This is a genomic window from Flavobacterium sp. N1994, from assembly GCF_025947145.1.
Classification (GTDB): domain Bacteria; phylum Bacteroidota; class Bacteroidia; order Flavobacteriales; family Flavobacteriaceae; genus Flavobacterium.
In genome coordinates this window covers 1,581,384-1,600,223 of record NZ_CP109999.1, presented here as the reverse complement: position 1 = coordinate 1,600,223, position 18,840 = coordinate 1,581,384, and the positions used below count along the sequence as shown (strand labels likewise).

The following is an 18,840-nucleotide window of genomic DNA, read 5'->3' as shown; positions in this document are numbered from 1 at the left end:
AATTGTTTCGACTGCTTTTAGTTGGGTTTTGTTCGGGTTTTGTTCGGGGTTGTGCTACCCCTTTGCGAACAAACTACGAACATAGGCAGGAGATAATCCGAAGAATACTCATTTTAATTTGCAAAACTTTATCAGTACGATATAGGTTAAAGTTGTAATTTTGTTTCCTCATACTTCAAAAATGAACAAGGAAATTCAACTTCAGGATTTAGGCAATAAGGATTACAAGGAAACTTGGGATTACCAGGAAGTGCTTTTTAAGGAGATTGTTGACATCAAACTAGAAAAGCGAAATCAACCTGAGTTAGAAACTCCTAATTATTTCCTTTTTGTTGAACATCCGCATGTGTATACTTTAGGAAAAAGTGGTGATATGAGTAATTTGCTTTTATCCGAAAAACAATTGGAGGCTAAAGGAGCAACTTTCTATAAAATAAATAGAGGAGGGGATATCACTTATCATGGTCCAGGTCAAATTGTAGGCTATCCGATTTTGGATTTAGAAAATTTCTTTACCGATATTCATAAATATTTAAGATTTCTTGAGGAAGTGATTATTTTGACTTTAGCAGAATATAATATAATAGGTACAAGAAGCGAGGGAGAAACTGGAGTTTGGTTAGATGTGGGCACTCCCTTTGCTAGAAAAATATGTGCTATGGGTGTTCGTGCTAGTCGATGGGTAACCATGCATGGTTTTGCTTTAAATGTAAATGCCAATTTGGGTTACTTTGATAATATTATTCCGTGTGGTATCAAAGGAAAAGCTGTTACTTCATTACATGTAGAATTAGGAAGAACCATTGATGAAGAGGAAGTAAAAGCTAAAATCATTGAACACTTCCAAACTCTTTTCGAAGCGAAGTTCAATTCTTCAGTAATCATTAATCAATAATTACAATTCTAATTGAAGTTGTTCGGGTAATAATCGGAAAGACATTCGATGGTATTTGGTTACACCATACTTTCTGATAGCCTCTCTGTGTTCTATAGTAGGATAGCCTTTGTTTTTTTTCCAATTGTACATAGGGAATTCTTCGTGTATGGTATTCATATAGTCATCACGATAAGTCTTTGCTAAAACGGAAGCAGCAGCTATACTTAAAAATTTGCTATCTCCTTTCACAATGGTGGAATAGGGGATATCGTTAATAGGTTTAAATCGGTTTCCATCTACTATAATATAATCGGGTGTAGGATTTAGAGTAGTAATACACTCTTGCATGGCCTTAATGGAAGCATTTAAAATATTAATCTCATCTATTACTAACGGTTCAAGATGTTTTACCGAAAAAGAAAGTGCTTTCTCTTCAATTATAGGTTTTAACTTTTCTCTTATTTTTTCTGAAAGTTGTTTGGAGTCGTTAAGAAGGTCTAATACAAAATCATCTGGAAGTATTACGGCTGCTGCAGTAACAGGGCCAGCAAGACAACCTCTTCCGGCTTCATCAGTGCCACACTCAAGGGAATGGTTGGAATATTTTAATTGCAACATTGTTTTTTTTATAAAAATAGGTATTATGACGCAACTTTTCAAAATTTATATCATCATTATTTGTGAGTAATAAAATGGAATTCAATATTTAACATCATACAAAATTATAATTAGGTGTTAATATTTGGTTAATTAATAAATTATTAAGAAGTTTGCAGAATAACTAACTCAAATAAATTTAATATGAGATCGAAGTTCAAATGGATTTTTACGCTACTTATAGCGTTTACAATGCAGTTTTCGTTTGCACAAGAGAAAACTGTAACTGGAGTTGTTTCAGATAATTCTGGGCCAATCCCTGGTGCTAACGTTTTTGTTAAAGGAACGAAAAAAGGCACGCAAACAGATTTTGATGGAAAATTTTCAATTGTTGCTAAACAAGGCGATGTTCTTGTTTTTTCTTTCGTAGGAATGGAAGATACTACAGCTACAGTGGGAACATCCAATACTGTTAGTGTCAAAATGCAAAGTGGAATAAAGCTTACTGAAGTTGTAGTTCAAGGGTACAGAGAAGTAAGTAAGAAAAGTGCAGTTACTGCCTCCGCAACGGTTAACTCAAAAACAATTGAGAACCGACCTAATGCCAATGTTATTAATACGCTTCAAGGGCAATTAGCAGGGGTAAATATTACAGCTAGCTCAGGTCAGCCTGGGGCAAAATCAACAGTTGTTATTAGAGGGGTAGGAACTTATAATGGTAATACTGATCCGTTATATGTAATTGACGGTTTCCCTTCAAATAGTGACAACTTTAGATCAATTAACCCAAATGATATAGCTTCTGTCGATGTTTTAAAAGATGCAGCAGCACTTTCAGAATATGGTTCAAGAGGTTCTAATGGAGTAATTGTAATAAAAACTAGACACGGTAAATTTGGTGAAGCTAAAACTACTTTTAGATATTCTACTACTTATGGTGTAAGTGATTTACAAACACCAAAATATACTTATGCTAATGCAAGACAGTTGTTAAGAATTGAAAGAGATTATGGTTCAGGCTTAGGAGCTAATAACCCTGCTACAGGAGCTGCATTTACTGATGCAGAAATTAATGCTTATAATGTTCAAACGGACTGGGTTAAGTATTTCTTTAGAAAAGGGACTTCAACTAGTAATAATTTAAGTATTGAAAACAGCTCTAAAAATCTAAATGCATTTACCTCTGTTAGTTACTTCAACCAAGAAGGGGTATTGTTAACTACAGGTTTACAAAGATTTACAGTTAGAAACAACATTAATGGAAAATCTAACAACGAAAAATTTAAGTATTCTATCAATACTTCATTTGGTTATTCTAAGAATAATGAAGCTACTAACTTAGGGGGTGGCGCTATTAATAGAAACTATGTTTTAGGAGCTTACCTTTCTGCACCTTACATTTCTCCAGCTCAATATACGGGATCACAAGATGTTTACGATTTATACCAAGCTGATGGAACTTTATTATATACTCCATTGTTCTTGATTGATAAATTACACACTTATAGTAATTTGACAGAAGAAACCAGAATTGATGTATCTACTGAAGCTTCATATAAATTGACTAATAATTTCACAGCTAGAGTAAGAACTGGGGCTCAATTATTGACTACAAGATTTAATCAAGCAGAGTTTCCAATCTCTTTTAACGCCTTTTTATTTGCTCCTGCTGATGGTATTGGTGGTTTTGAAGATATCAACCAAAGAAGAGAGTTTTTATTTAACAATCTTTGGCAGTTAGAATACAACAAAACAATTGGAAAACATACTTTCAATTTAACGGGTAGTACTGAGTACAACCACTCAAGATTAAATACAAATAACTTCAGACAAAGAGGTTTAGATCCATTAACTTTTGTGCCAAACACTGGTGCAGGATATGTAGGAGATACTTCAGCGAATGATTTTCACGTACCAACTATTTCAGCTTCTCAGTTAAGAGTTGATTTAATTTCTTATTTTGCTTCTTTTGACTATGACTACAATAAAAAATATGGTTTTGTCGCTTCTTACAGAAGAGATGGAGCTAGTAGATTTGACAAAAGTAAATGGGGTAGCTTTTGGTCTTTAGGTGGAAGATGGAATATTGAAGAAGAAGGATTTATGAAGTCGTTAGATGCTGTAAAAGTTTTAAAACTTAGAGCTTCTATTGGTACGGTGGGTAACCAAAGAATCGTTGATGGTACTATCTATGCAGGAGTAAATCCACCAGCTTTTGCTGACATTTATTCTAATGCTAACAATACTTATAATGGAGGTCAAGGTTACAATATTAGTTTTGGTTATCCAGATTTAAGATGGGAAACTACAAGACAATATAATGTAGGTTTGGATTTTGAATTGTTGAAAAATAGTAGAATAAGAGGATCTATTGATTATTACAATAGAAAAACTATTGATTTATTTATAGGTCAACCTGTATCTCCTACAAGTGGAACAACATCTATTCAAATTAACTCTGATGCTGATGTAACTAACAAAGGGGTTGAGCTTAATTTAGCTTATGATTTGATTAAAAATTCAAATCTTACTCTTACCATTCGTGGTAACGGTTCTTATAACAAAAACACCATTGATGGTATTAAATCAAATAATGGTGTGATATTAGACGGTACACAGCCAACTTATATAACACAAAATGGTGGTTCTCTTTTTGAAGCTTATGTATATCCTTATTTAGGAGTTAATCCTGTAGATGGGGAGTTATTGTTTGAAGATATTAATGGTAACCCTACAGAAAACCCAACAGCTGCTGATAGAAGAGCTACAGGGAAAACTGCTGTACCAGTTTATCAAGGTGGTTTTGGATTTGATTTAGACTACAAAGGATTCTTTATGTCTACTTCATTTACATGGGCTGCTCAAGTTTGGAGATTTGATGCCGATTTACAAAATCTTTACGATCCAGATAATATTGGTACCTTTAATGTTACTAGTGATTTGGCTAATGCTTGGACTCCATCTAACACTTCAACAAATGTTCCGTCTAATACTGCAGCTAATAGAAGTGCAACGAATGATTCTGATAGATTTTTAAAAGATGCTTCTTACATCAGATTAAGAAATATTCAATTAGGTTATAAATTCCCTAAAAGATTTATTGAAAAAACATTCTTTACTGATGTTGCTGTAACATTACAAGGGGAGAATTTAATCAACTTTACAAAATGGCAAGGATTTGACCCAGAGAGTGATAGAACCTTAGACGTGTATCAATATCCAACACCTAAACAAATTACTTTAGGTTTAGACTTGAAATTTTAATTAAATTGTATATAAAAATGAAAAAATTAATTATATTATTGGTGTTTACAGGACTGTTCTCAGTTTCATGTGACGATGATTTGCTTACACCTTTTACACCTGGTTCATTGACAGATGAAGTTGCTGTTCAAAACTCAACAGGTTTAAGAAAGGTTATGAATGCAGGATACAATTACATGACAGACCGTGAGGATTGCGTATTTACTTCTGTTTTTACAGATGAAGTAGGTATTGGATATGCTAATGGAGGTCAAGGTATTGATGACAACTGGATTTTCTTTTTAAATCAATCTTCTTTCTCTCCAAATGAGATTTGGGATAATGCTTACTTTGCTTTAGCAAGAATCAACCGTGTTATTACTTATGCAGACAGATTAACCCCTGTTGATGCAGCTGATGCAGAAATTATTGCAAGAACAAAAGCTGAAGCCTTAGTTTGTAGAGCATTATGTCATATTAAAATTATGTCTTATTGGTCACCAGATCCTAAAAATGATGCTGCTTTAGCCGGTATTTTATCTGATCATATTATTACTACAGGTGAAGCTTTGCCTAGAAGTACAAACGGTGCCTTTTATACTTTGATTCACTCTGATTTAGATAGTGCTATAGCAATTTTTAATTCATTAGTATTGCCTACTCCTGCTTATGTAACGAATCCTACTTATTTTGCTAATAAGAATTTAGCAAAAGCTTTAAAAGCTAGAGCTTATGCTTTAAAAGGGGATTACACTAATGCAGAAATCTGGGCTGATGATGTTATTGCTACATCTGGAGTTGCTTTAGCTTCTACTCAAGCAGCTTACAATCAAGTGTTTTTCACTGATAATGAAGCGGCTAACACAGAGGTGATCTTCAGATTAAAAAGAACAGCGCAACAAAACTCTCAAGCTGATAACCTTCACAATGGTTGGTGTTCAGTTAGACCTAATTTAGCTGGTTCTCCATTTTTTGAAGTAGGAAGATCATTATTTAATGTTCTTGATTCAAATCCTCTTGATTTTAGAAGAAAAACAATTGTGGCTCCTTCTTCAATCATTGATCCAGGTTATGCTACTTCTAGTGATTTTAGAAATACAGATAAATTAATCATCGGAAAACACGGTGGTGTTGCTACTGGAACTGCTACTGCTGCTACAACAGCAACTAACGGTTTCAATAATGACCATAAAATATGTCGTATCTCTGAAATGTATTTAATCAAAGCGGAAGCAAGAGTTGCTGCTGGTGATTTAACAGGTGCAGCTAATGCTATAGATGCTTTAAGAGATAAGCGTTTCGTTGCTAATCAAGCTACACCAGTATATGCTAATGCTACTGCTGCTTGGAAAGCTATTCTTGACGAAAGAAGAATTGAATTTGCTTTTGAAGGATACAGATATATAGATATCAAAAGACTTGGTGCTCTAGCGGGTATTACAGGAGTAGATAGAAATCCTGCAGATTATACTTCTAGTTCTGCAAATTATCCTGCAGCTGACCCAGTTAACTTACCAATAACAAGTTACAAATGGGCATTGCCAATTCCACAAGACGAATTTAATGGTAATGGGGGGGTTCAACAAAATCCAGGATACCTATAATTAAATTAAATAGTATAAAAAAAGAGCTGCTTTCTAAGCAGCTTTTTTTATTTATACTTTGTTATTTTTGCCTAACTTTGTTTTCCTTTTGAGAAGCATTTTTTAAACATACTTTTCAATGTCAACAGTTTTAGTAATTTTTTAAAATAAATTTCATGAAAAAGCAGCATTTGGGTTTATTATTTTTTCTTTTCTTTTCTCTCCTATTAAATGCACAGAATAGATTTAAAGAAAATGAACCCTTTCAAAAAACAGTAAAGTTTACTGTAAATATTTCAAAAGAAGAAGCTATTAACTATTTTGTTACTAAGCTAGGATTAGATTCTAATACTTCTTTTACCTCTAGCAAAGAGACATCAGATGAAAGTGGTTTGACTCACCAAAGACACCAACAATTTTATAAAGGAATTAAAGTACAATTTGGAACATTAATAACCCATGTTAAATCTGGTAATGCTGTTTCAATTAACGCAGAATTATATAATGCATCCTCATTAAATTTGGTTCCAACTTTAAATCCTCAAGAAGCTTTCAATAAAGCATTATTAGATATTCATGCAACAAAATATTTATGGGAAGATCAAGGGCAATCACAAATTGTCAATTATCAAAAACCTCAAGGAGAGTTAGTGATTTTTCCAATCATTAAAACAGGAGAAGTTAAATTAGCCTATAAATATGATATTTATACTATTGTCCCAGTTTCTAGACAAGAAGTTTTTGTTGACGCTCATGATGGGCAAATACTGTTTAAAAACCCAATTATCAAGCATGCTACTAACATAACTATTCAAAATAATGATAGTTTTGAAATAAACAAGTTAGAGACTTTAATTACGGGTAATGCCAATACAAAATATAGCGGATTAAGAAGTATTGAAACTAGATTTGATACGCCACTGAATCAATATGTTTTAAATGATTTAACTAGAGGTTCTCAAATTGTAACTTACAACTGTGAAAGGGTTGTTAATACGTATCAAAATGTCCATTTTAAGGATAATGATAATAATTGGACTTTGGCGGAACATGCTAATGCTTTTTTTGATAATGCTGCTCAAGATGCTCATTGGGGTGCTGAAATGACTTATGATTTTTGGAAGACTACTTTTAACAGAAATGGTTTTGATGATAATAATGGATTGATTAAAAGTTATGTACACTTTAAACAAACTACTGCAAACTTAAATAACGCATATTGGAATGGCTCATTTATGACTTATGGAGATGGTAGTTCAAGACCTTTTACTTCAATAGATATTTGCGGACATGAAATCGGACACGCGATTTGTACTTATACAGCAGATTTAGCCTATCAAAATCATTCTGGAGCTATGAACGAAGGATTCTCTGATATTTGGGGAGCTTGTATTGAGCATTATGGAAGAACAGGTTCTTTAACTGGAACTCCAGTAGCAAATGTTTGGAAAATAGGAGAGGATACTACTGCCGGTGGGACTGGATTTAGATCGATGGCGACACCACTTACTTTTGGTGATCCTGATACCTTTCGCGGAACCAATTGGGTTGTAACTGCAGAAGATGGTAGTTGTACTCCAACCACTGCAAATGATCATTGTGGGGTACATGCTAATAGTGGTGTTATGAATCATTGGTTTTATATATTGACAGCTGGAGCATCTGGAACAAATAATGCTCCAATTGCAGAAAGAGATACTTATAATGTTACTGGAATAGGAATGGTAAAATCTTCTAAAATTGCTTATTATACAGAAAGAGATTATTTGACACCAAACTCTAATTTTTATGATGCTAGAGAATTTTCAATAGTGGTTGCTAATAATTTATATTGTTCAAGCGGGCCAGAAGTTATTGCGGTAACTAATGCTTGGTTTGCTGTGAATATTGGAATAAATTATGCAACGATTCTTAATGATGTTAGTTTAGATAGCATTCCTTCAAATAATTCTATAAACTGTGGTGTTACCAGCGTTTCTCCTACTATTTACTTCAAAAATTTAGGAACAAATCCAATTACAACGGTTACGATATCCTATAATATAGATGGAGGTTCAAGTACTAATTTGGTTTGGAATGGTAATTTAGCCACTTGTTCTACAGGTAGTCAACAAATAACGGTAAATACTGCTTCATTGTCAGTTGGAGCTCATTTATTAAATTTTACAACTACTGTTCCTGGAGATATATTTAGCTCCAATAATTCTAAATCAACCTATATTTTTGTAAATCAATCTGGAGTTGTAAATCAAGTTAATGGTTTTGAATCTTCAACAGATAATTTGTTAGCTTCTGATGAAGTAGTCTCACCAACACCTTTATGGCAAAGAGGTATTTTGAGTAAGGTTAATTTAACTAGTGCTGTTGCAGATAATTCTACTGTGTATGCTACGGGATTAACGGATGTATATACAAGTAATACTAAATCGTATTTAACATCAAGATGCTATGATTTGTCACAAATAGCCAACCCTATTTTAAAGTTTGATATGGCATTTGATTTGCAGTATAGTGGTGATATTTTATATATGCAATATTCTACAGATGGAGGAAATACTTGGAGTTTATTAGGTACTCCATCTGATCCTAATTGGTATACGGCTAATACAGGATGTTCGTTTTGTGTAGGAGGTGAATGGACTGGTGATGCAGGCAGTACCAATGGTAGCGGTACAACAAATGGAACTAAACGTTTATACAGTTATAATCTTTCTTCATTTGGATCATTATCTACTACTCCACAAACGAATGCTTTATTCCGATTTGTATTTCAATCAGATTCCCAAGACAATTATGATGGGGCTTTCATAGATAATTTTGTTATTGAGACTGGTGGATTAAGTAATCAAGATTTTTCTTCTAATACGATTAGTGTTTATCCTAATCCAGCAGGAAACATTCTGAATTATAATATCCAAAGTAATATGGCACTCTCTGCTATAAAAATAAATGATATTTCGGGTAAAGAAGTTTATAATACTACAAGTCCATCGATGACAGCAATTGATATTTCGAGCTTAGCATCAGGAGTGTATTTCGTTACCTTTAAATCAGATGCCAACTCTGTTACCAAAAAATTTATTAAGCAATAACAATATCGTTTAATCACATTTTAAAACATCCCGATTCATCGGGATGTTTTTTTATGATTTTATTCCAATTTGTTTTATGTATTTTTGCCTCGAAATAGTTTAAGATGAAAAACGTAGTCATTGTATTTTTTTTATTGATATGCTCAACAGCCTTTACACAAGTAAAAAAGACTGATGATTCAAAGCAAGGTAACGTTATTGGCGGAGTGGTAAAGTCAGCGCCAAAAGCAGCTTACAATCAATATAGAATTATTACTTTGGAAAAAGATACTACGTATGTAGATACTTCTTTGACTATTAAAAAAGAATATGAATACAATTATTTAAGAAAAGATATCTTTGGCTTACTTCCCTTTGCTAACGAAGGGCAAACCTATGCTGTTTTAGATTATGGATTGAAAAATGTAACTGCCTTTCCTGAAATTGGGTATTCAGGTAAACAATTTAACTATTTAGGAGTTCATGATATTAAGTATTATTCTGTTGCAACTCCGGTAACCGAGTTGTATTTTAAAACCGTAATGGAGCAAGGACAAAACGTTGATGCTTTTATTACAGTTAATACTTCGGAACGATTTAACATGTCAGTTGCTTTCAAAGGATTGCGCTCCATTGGGAAATATATCAACCAACTTTCTAGCACAGGTAATTTTAGATTCACCGCCAGCTATAATACTTTGAACAAAAGATATTATTTAAATTTCCATTTCACAGGACAAGATTTTCTCAATGGTGAAAATGGTGGAATTACAACTCCTGACAATTTTGAAAGTGGAGATGGAGCCTACTCCAATCGTGCTAGATTAGAAGTTTATCTCACCGATGCCCAAACCTTTATGAAAGGAAAACGAACATTCTTTGATCATAATTTTCGCATCAATCCCAAAAAAGGAGATAATAATTTATACTTAACGCACCAATTCAATTACGAAAACAAATTTTTTGAGTACAATCAAAAGACAGTGCCTTCTACTGTTAATGGTACAACAGTTTATCGTTTTGGAGATTCTTATGTTACTAGTAATATAGTAGACCATAACCGTTACAATAGAATGTACAATAAAGTGGGGGCTATATATGAAAATGCACTACTTGGTAAATTTCAGTTCTTCGTCGAGGATTTTAGATACAACTACTATTTTGATAAGGTGCTTATCTTGAACTCTGGAATCATTCCAAGTTCCTTAAATGACAGAATCAACACCGTTGGCGGGCAATACGATTACAGAAAAAATAAATGGAACGGAACCTTTACTTACTCCAACTCCATTTCAAATCAACCCATGTCCAACATTGAGGCCAAGTTAAAATATAAACTCAATGAGAAGAACGAATTTACTTTTCAATACCAACTGTTAAGTAAAATTCCAGATCATATTTATGATTTGCACCAAAGTAGTTACGTAGGGTACAATTGGTCCAACGATTTTAAAAATGAAAAAATAAATAAGATTGAAGCTATTGCTAAAACGCAATGGTTTGATGCAGCCTTACAAGTAAGTTCCATGAAAGACCACTTGTATTTCAGCAACGATGCCATCAATCCACAACAACAGATTATTTCGCCAAAACAATACGACAATGTCATTAATTATTTATCAATAAAAGTAAGCCGTGAGTTCAAATGGTGGAAATTAGCTTTAGATAACACCTTGCTTTACCAGCAAGTAGACCAAAAAGAGGACATCGTCAATGTGCCGAAAATTGTCACCAGAAATTCCTTGTATTTTACCAATTACTATTTCAAAAAAGCCTTGTATCTCCAAACAGGTTTCATCTTTAATTATTTTACAAAATACTACATCAACGATTATAACCCAGTTGTGGCCGAAGCTTTTGTTCAAAATCAGAAAAAAGTGGGCGACTTTCCAATGATAGATTTCTTCATCAATGCCAGAATTCGTCAAACTAGAATATTCCTGAAAGCAGAACATTTTAATTCCAAAATGACGGGAAGCGATTTTTACACCGCTCCTAATTATCCATACCGTGATTTCATTGTCCGATTTGGTATCGTATGGAATTTTTTCCAATAGTAAAATCAGGAACCCATCGTTTGGGCTTTATCAGTAATTGTAATTCCTGCTGTTCGCGCTACACGGTAGCCACTTCCATCAGGGTTAGTGAATAAACCATTTGAATTTTTGTAAACATTTTTATATTCAATATCTTTACCTCGCTTAAAAAAACAAGCAAAGCAAACTTCATAATGACTTAAGCTTGCAAATGCATAAGATCAAAAAACAATAAACAAGAAGAATGAAATACGCAGAAAACATACTAGGAACTATTGGTAACACTCCTTTAGTAAAACTAAACAAAGTAGTAGAAGGAATCGACGCCTTGGTTTTGGCCAAAGTAGAAACCTTTAATCCAGGCAATTCCACAAAAGATAGAATGGCACTCAAAATGGTAGAAGATGCCGAAGCCGATGGAAGATTAAAACCAGGCGGAACCATCATCGAAGGAACTTCAGGAAATACCGGAATGGGATTAGCTCTTGCTGCTATTGTAAAAGGATACAAATGTATTTTTGTAATCACCGACAAACAATCCAAAGAGAAAATGGATATTCTTCGTGCTGTAGGTGCTAAAGTTATCGTTTGTCCTACGGATGTAGAGCCAACCGACCCACGTTCGTATTATTCTGTATCCAAAAGATTAGGAACTGAAATTCCAAATTCTTGGTATGTAAATCAATACGATAATCCATCCAATGCTATTGCACATTACGAACAAACCGGTCCAGAAATTTGGGAACAAACAGACGGAAAAGTGACACATTTTGTGGTTGGAGTAGGAACAGGAGGGACCATTTCAGGAATCGGAAAATATTTGAAAGAGAAAAATCCAAACATTAAAATTTGGGGAATAGACACTTACGGCTCAGTATTTAAAAAATACCACGAAACTGGAATTTTTGACGAAAATGAAATCTATTCTTATATCACTGAAGGAATAGGAGAAGACATTCTTCCAAAAAATGTAGACTTTTCTTTAATAGATGGTTTTACCAAAGTAACCGATAAAGATGCTGCCGTTTATACTCGAAAAATTGCTTTAGAAGAAGGAATATTTGTGGGGAATTCTGCTGGTTCTTGTGTGAAAGGATTGCACCAGTTAAAAGAACATTTCACCAAAGATGATGTGGTAGTGGTTTTATTTCACGATTCAGGAAGCCGTTATGTGGGCAAAATGTTTAATGATGATTGGATGCGCGAAAGAGGATTCTTAGATGAAGAAATAACAAAAGCAGAAGATGTTATCAAAGATCACAAAGACAAACCACTGGTTGTGGTTCGCACTGAAGAATTAGTTTCTCATGCGATTGAGCGTCTAAAAAAATATAATATTTCTCAGATACCAGTAATAGATACCACAGGTTTTGTGGGTAGTTTAGATGAAACGGATTTGTTCAGAAGTTACGTAGAAGACCGAAACATAGCGGATAAACCTATTAGAGAAATCATGGGGAAACCTTATCCGATAGTAAGCGCCAATGCACCTATTGAGGAAATCTCCAAACTAATCAATAAAGATAATCAAGCGGTTTTAGTTGATTTAGGAAACGGAAAACACCATATCATTACGAAACACGATATTATCAGTTCGATAAAGTAATTTTTTTAAAATCAAGATGCAAGAGTCAAGAAGTAAGATTAGAAAAGTCTTTTTTCTTGACTCTTGTTTCTTTTCTCTATTCACCAATCAATATTCCTGAAACATTCCAAGAACTAAAACTAGTTCCCTCAGGTAAACCTTGTGGAATCTTAATTTGTAGGGAATGATTCCCAGCTTCGAGATTACCTAAATCAATAAAGACAGGATTGGTTACGGTTCCTGGACACCAATTGGCTCTACTGTAATCAGAAGAAGACAATCCGTTAGGAAAATTTCCAGAGGCGGGATTGTATAAACGGTAAGAACCACAATCTTGTCGCCAAGGCGTAAAGCTAAATGTTTCTTTCCCATCTAAATAAATAGTGTTTTTCTTTGGTACAAACTCATCACCATTCTCCCAACCACCATGGCCGGTAGTTATATAACGAAGTTTACAGTTTTTCATAGGTTTCTCTAAATTGAAAGTCACTGCCAAACCTTTATCATTATTGAACATGGTTCCATATTCTTGACCTGCCATTTCCATAATGTTGTTAGTGCAGAAAAGGGGGACAATATGCGTTGCTATTACTTTAGTTTCCTCCTCAAGATGAATAGTAATATTGGCTGAAATTTTGTGACCTCCTTTATCATAATTGCCAATGAAAATGCCGATCCAAACTTCTTGATTACTTAATTCTGTTCTCAAATCGGAAACATCCTGACGATACAAAACATTTTCTGCCCAAGTTTTATCTTTCAGTTGTAATGTATTGTATTGCTTCACTCCGAAGGGTGTATAAAACCGCATCAATTCAACAATGGGATTATAGTTTTCTGTTGCAACAATTCCTTGATAATCTTTGCCATTTCCGTTGTTATAAATAGGCAATGTTTTCACTCCGTTTTTTAAACCATCTAAAAATGAAGTGGCTTTATCAGTTGGAATCATAAAAAAAGACCCGGTTCTATCATAGGCATCACCATTGGATTGTTCCGAAACATCTACAAAAATCTGACTGCCTAATTTGATTTCAGGAATTTTGATTTTTCTCACGGCTATGGTTCCATTGGCAAAGCGAAGGATACTGTCGTTGGATTTTGAGGCATCAGAAAAGTTTATGATTTGGTTTTTGAAAACGGGAATTGTCGTGAATCGACTTTTCCAGAGTAAATCTTTATAAGTCAGTAAGTCAATGGTTTGTTTCGCTTTTTGGATAACAGGTAATGATTTTATCTTTTCTACTTTAGTGGCAGCTATAACAAAGTTACCGTTGCGATTTAGTTCTAATACTAATCCTAAATTTTGACCAAGTGGTGTAGGGGCTCCTTTTATGTTGATGTCATTTGTGTACCAAAGTTCGACAGTGTTTGAATTGACAATCGTTTTGGCTTTTTTGCAATTGTACCCTAATATTTTTTTAGTGTCATTTAAATATTCAAAACTTTGTTTCGCGAGTGAAAGACTGTCTTTCGAACAGATAGTTGATGATGAATTCAAAACCGCAATTTGACTAAATGAATTGGATCTTCTATCAACGATAGTTTGTTCAAAAGGATAAATTGCTTTACCATTCGAGATGCTTTGTGAGGTTATTTGCGTTTCATTGGCATTGATAAAAACCCAAATCGGATCTTGTCCATCAATCAAAGTTCCGTTGGAGCTTTTTAGATAAGTGATTTTATAGTTTTGGGAAAAAGAACTTCCAAAAACAAACAGTAAAATAGAAATAAGTAACTTTTTCATTACAAAAAATTTGAATATAAAAGTAATTTTCTTACTTTAGATGAAAATTAGGAATGTGAAAGAAGATTTTCTTCATTACGTATGGCAATATAAGAAGTTTGACTTTTCAAACCTAACAACTGCGTCTGGAGATTTGTTGACTATAGCAAGTGTTGGTCGTTATTTGCAACAAGCTGGTCCTGATTTTTTTAATGCCCAAATCACCATTGGAAAGCAAAAATGGGCAGGTAATGTTGAAATTCACATAAAATCTTCAGATTGGTATTTGCATCATCATGAAAAAGATTCCCATTATGACAATGTAATTCTTCATGTGGTTTGGGAACACAACACGCCTGTTTTTAGAAGAGACAATACGGAAATTCCTGTTTTGGAACTTAAGAACTTTATTTCTAAAGAGGTTTTGACTCACTATCTTTCCCTGATTTCTCCCAAGTCTTGGATTTATTGTGAAAACCAAATCGCAACTATAGATGATTTTGTTTGGCAAAATTGGAAAGAGCGATTGTACTTTGAAAGATTAGAAAGAAAATCAATTTCGATAGAACAGCTTTTATCCTCAAATGAGAATCATTGGGAAGCTGTTTTGTTTTGTATGTTGGCTAAAAATTTTGGATTGAACACTAATGGAGACTCGTTTTTAAAAATGGCAAAAGCTATTCCTTTTGGTGTCATAAGAAAAGAATGTTTTGATGTAGAAAATTTAGAAGCTTTGTTTTATGGTATAACAGATTTGTTGTTGGATTATCACGAAGATAGGTATGCCAAAGATTTAAAGAAAAGATTTGATTATATTTCTCAAAAGCATCAACTCAAAAAGACAATTATAGAACCACTTCAATTTTTCAAACACCGACCAGATAATTTCCCAACCATCCGCTTAGCGCAATTAGCGATGCTATATCACAGTCATCAAAATTTGTTTTCGAAAATAATAGCTGTAAAAAAACTTGAAGAAATGTATAAGTTATTTGACGTTTCTGTTTCTAAGTATTGGGAAACTCATTATCAATTTGATAAAGAGAGTCCCAAAAAGAAAAAGCCTTTTTCAAAATCATTTATTGATTTATTACTTATTAATACTATAATTCCTTTTCAATTTGCTTATGCTAAAAGTCAAGGCAAAGAAATTTCAGAAACTATTTTGGAAATGATGCAATCTATAAAACCAGAGCAAAATGCTAGTATTGAAAAATTTTCTAGTTACGGAATTACAACAAGGAATGCTTTTGAAACTCAGTCATTGTTGCAATTAAAAAATGAATATTGTTCTCATAGTAAATGTTTGCAGTGTGCTATAGGAATTGAACTTTTAAAGCCTTAATTTTATACTTTAAATCAAATAAAATGTCACCCGTTATCCAACTGAAATATTTTTTTGAAAAACATGGTTTCCACGTTTCTTCCCGCTTAGCAGATAAGCTTGGAATGCGTGCTTCTAATGTTCGCCTGTTTTTTATTTATATCACTTTTGTAACGGCGGGTTTATGGTTTGGAGTTTACTTGACTTTAGCTTTTTGGATTCGATTAAAAGATTTAATCCGAGGAAAACGAACCTCTGTTTTTGATTTGTAAAAATTTGGAAATTTCTAATTCAGTCATAAAATCTGTTTTAAAATATTCGAAAAGTCAACGAATCGGAATTATGTTGCTTTTTGGATTGATAATTTCGCTCCAAGGGTTTTCCTTTTTTTATGATTTTGGAAACAAACAGAATAATCATTCTGATCAGCATTGGTTGGCATTTCAAAAAGATATTGATAGTGTTAAATCTCAAAGTAATAACTTTAAAAGAACTATTTATCCATTCAATCCCAATTTCATTACTGATTTTAAAGGATACCAGCTTGGTATGTCTGTGGCAGAAATCGATAGATTGCTAGCTTATAGAAAGCAAAATAAATATGTGAATTCGGTGTCAGAGTTTCAAGCGGTTACTAAAGTGTCGGATTCTTTATTAAAAGCAATTTCTCCTTATTTTAAATTTCCAGTTTGGGTAACCAATAAAAAAAATACACAATCAGCTTTTGAAAAAAATACATTTGTAAAGCCTATAAAGATTGCCGTTCTTGATATTAATAAAGCCACTAAGGAAGATTTGATGAAAGTTTATGGGATAGGTGATAAAATATCAGACCGGATTTTAGAACAAAAACTTAGATTAGGGTCTTTTGTTTCGATGGAACAAATGGATGACATTTGGGGATTATCACCTGAAGTCATTCAAAAACTGAAAGCTTCTTTTGCCATTCAATCATCAGTTACTCTCAATAAAATAAATATTAATAATGCTTCGGTCAAAGAGTTAGCCAACTTTCCTTTTTTTAGATACCCATTAGCAAAAGATATTGTGGTTTACAGAACGATGAACGGCGATATAAAAATTGAGGATTTGTCAAAAATTAAAGGATTCCCTGTTGAAAAGATAAAAATAATTGCCTTATATTTGGAATTCTAAAAAATAAGATAAAAAATCGCTTAGTTATATGAATTCATTTTACTTCACCGAAGAACACGAACTATTTAGAGAAAGTTTTAAAGATTTTTTGCGAATTGAAGTAGTGCCACATATTGAGAAATGGGAAAAGACAGGTACAATAGAACGCTTTATTTGGAAGAAATTTGGCGAAATGGGTTTCTTTGGGATTGCTTATCCTGAGGCTTACGGTGGATTAAATCTAGATTTGTTTTATACAGTGATATTTTTGGAAGAACTCCAAAAAATAAAATCTTCTGGTTTTGCCGCTGCTATGTGGGCACACGCTTATTTGGCTATGACGCATTTAAATGCCGAAGGCGATGAAAGAATAAAACAAGAGTATTTAGCAGCAAGTATTGCTGGAGATAAAATAGGCGCTATGTGTATTACAGAACCTTTTGGTGGGAGTGATGTAGCGGGCATGCGAACAACTGCTGTAAAAAATGGAAATAAATATATTATTAATGGTTCAAAAACATTCATTACGAATGGTGTTTATGCCGATTATTATGTAGTAGCTGCTAAAACAAATCCAGAACTTGGGAATAAGGGAATTAGTATTTTTTTGATTTATGCCAATCAAAAAGGAATCAATGCAACCAAATTAGATAAATTAGGATGGAGAGCTTCTGATACAGCTGAAATTTCTTTTGATAATGTTGAAGTTCCAGAGGAAAATTTAATGGGCGAAGAAGGAAAAGGATTCCCTTATATTATGCAACATTTTGCATTAGAGCGTTTGATAATGGCTATCAACGCACACGCACGTGCTGAATATGCCATCGATTATACAATAGAGTATATGTCGCATCGAGAAGCATTTGGAAAAACGATAAACAAGTTTCAAGCACTAAGACATACTATGGTGGATCATGCTACAGAAGTGGAGCATTGCAAAATATTTAATTATGCGGCTGTAGCTAGATTAGATAAAGGAGAATATGTAGTAAAAGAAGCTACTATGGCTAAGTTAAAATCTACTAAAGTGGCAGATGAAGCTATTTATAGCTGCTTGCAAATGTTAGGAGGTTATGGTTATATGGAAGAATATCCATTAGCTCGTTTATTTAGAGATAGTAGATTAGGGCCTATAGGTGGTGGAACTTCAGAAATTCTTAGAGAGATTTTATCTAAAATGATAATTGACAAGCAAAACTATCAGCCAGCAGTAAAGTAGCATTGCGATAATAAAGGAATAAAGAATAGATTAACTTGCAGAAAATGTGACTTGGTCTATTTTGTTTGCGTTAGCGATTGGAGGGAGTACCTTGTACTGCGGAAAGCACGACCCAAAGTGGAACGCCCAACAATAAATTAAATTTTTTCTCTTTCTTCTTGTTTCTTTCTTCTTTTTTCTGTTACCTTTGCACCCTTAACGAGAGGAGGTGTCTATATTATGTTAATTATACCAATTAAAGACGGAGAAAATATCGATAGAGCATTAAAGCGCTATAAAAGAAAATTTGATAAAACAGGAACTGTTCGTCAGTTACGTTCACGTCAGGCTTTCATTAAACCTTCAGTTGTTAGAAGAGCCCAAGTTCAAAAAGCGGCTTACATTCAAAACATGCGAGACGGATTAGAAAGTTAGTCGTTAATTTTCTAAAAATATACTAACCGTT

13 protein-coding genes are annotated in these 18,840 nt (G+C 33.5%); 11 read left to right on the top strand and 2 right to left on the bottom strand.

Going from position 1 to position 18,840, the window contains the following annotated elements:
• The first annotated feature begins 181 nt into the window (after positions 1-181).
• Positions 182-895, top strand: a complete 714-nt coding sequence (gene lipB / locus OLM53_RS07130; RefSeq protein ID WP_264522340.1) for a lipoyl(octanoyl) transferase LipB — start codon at positions 182-184, stop codon at positions 893-895.
• Here lipB and OLM53_RS07125 read toward each other — a convergent pair whose 3' ends face one another.
• On the bottom strand, positions 896-1,495 hold the full coding sequence (locus OLM53_RS07125; protein ID WP_264522339.1) for a ribonuclease HII: 600 nt from the start codon (positions 1,493-1,495) through the stop codon (positions 896-898).
• A 183-nt stretch (positions 1,496-1,678) separates the two neighbouring features.
• On the opposite strand from OLM53_RS07125, the gene OLM53_RS07120 reads away from it, so the two are divergent.
• The 5 genes from OLM53_RS07120 to OLM53_RS07100 all read left to right on the top strand — a co-directional run bounded on the left by OLM53_RS07120 (position 1,679) and on the right by OLM53_RS07100 (position 13,013).
• On the top strand, positions 1,679-4,738 hold the full coding sequence (locus OLM53_RS07120) for a SusC/RagA family TonB-linked outer membrane protein (RefSeq protein WP_264522338.1): 3,060 nt from the start codon (positions 1,679-1,681) through the stop codon (positions 4,736-4,738).
• A gap of 17 nt (positions 4,739-4,755) precedes the next feature.
• On the top strand, positions 4,756-6,321 hold the full coding sequence (locus OLM53_RS07115; protein WP_264522337.1) for a RagB/SusD family nutrient uptake outer membrane protein: 1,566 nt from the start codon (positions 4,756-4,758) through the stop codon (positions 6,319-6,321).
• Positions 6,322-6,476: 155 nt separating this feature from the next.
• The gene (locus OLM53_RS07110) at positions 6,477-9,392 is read left to right on the top strand and encodes a M4 family metallopeptidase (RefSeq protein ID WP_264522336.1); all 2,916 of its coding nucleotides are present in this window, start codon (positions 6,477-6,479) and stop codon (positions 9,390-9,392) included.
• 104 nt (positions 9,393-9,496) lie between these two features.
• The gene (locus OLM53_RS07105) at positions 9,497-11,428 is read left to right on the top strand and encodes a putative porin (protein ID WP_264522335.1); all 1,932 of its coding nucleotides are present in this window, start codon (positions 9,497-9,499) and stop codon (positions 11,426-11,428) included.
• A 223-nt stretch (positions 11,429-11,651) separates the two neighbouring features.
• Complete coding sequence (locus OLM53_RS07100; RefSeq protein ID WP_264522334.1) at positions 11,652-13,013, top strand: pyridoxal-phosphate dependent enzyme; 1,362 nt, start codon at positions 11,652-11,654, stop codon at positions 13,011-13,013.
• Positions 13,014-13,089: 76 nt separating this feature from the next.
• Here the strand turns inward: OLM53_RS07100 and OLM53_RS07095 are convergent, their stop codons facing one another.
• Entirely contained in the window at positions 13,090-14,739 is a 1,650-nt protein-coding gene (locus tag OLM53_RS07095) for a GLPGLI family protein (RefSeq protein WP_264522333.1), read from the bottom strand.
• A gap of 55 nt (positions 14,740-14,794) precedes the next feature.
• On the opposite strand from OLM53_RS07095, the gene OLM53_RS07090 reads away from it, so the two are divergent.
• The 5 genes from OLM53_RS07090 (at position 14,795) to rpsU (ending at position 18,809) form a co-directional block, all read left to right on the top strand.
• Complete coding sequence (locus OLM53_RS07090) at positions 14,795-16,063, top strand: DUF2851 family protein (RefSeq protein WP_264522431.1); 1,269 nt, start codon at positions 14,795-14,797, stop codon at positions 16,061-16,063.
• Positions 16,064-16,086: 23 nt separating this feature from the next.
• Positions 16,087-16,314, top strand: coding sequence for a PspC domain-containing protein (locus OLM53_RS07085; RefSeq protein ID WP_264522332.1), 228 nt, complete (start codon positions 16,087-16,089; stop codon positions 16,312-16,314).
• 4 nt (positions 16,315-16,318) lie between these two features.
• Entirely contained in the window at positions 16,319-17,197 is an 879-nt protein-coding gene (locus OLM53_RS07080) for a ComEA family DNA-binding protein (protein WP_264522331.1), read from the top strand.
• Positions 17,198-17,225: 28 nt separating this feature from the next.
• Positions 17,226-18,395, top strand: a complete 1,170-nt coding sequence (locus OLM53_RS07075) for an acyl-CoA dehydrogenase family protein (protein ID WP_264522330.1) — start codon at positions 17,226-17,228, stop codon at positions 18,393-18,395.
• 219 nt (positions 18,396-18,614) lie between these two features.
• Complete coding sequence (gene rpsU / locus OLM53_RS07070; RefSeq protein ID WP_264522329.1) at positions 18,615-18,809, top strand: 30S ribosomal protein S21; 195 nt, start codon at positions 18,615-18,617, stop codon at positions 18,807-18,809.
• Positions 18,810-18,840: the final 31 nt, after the last annotated feature.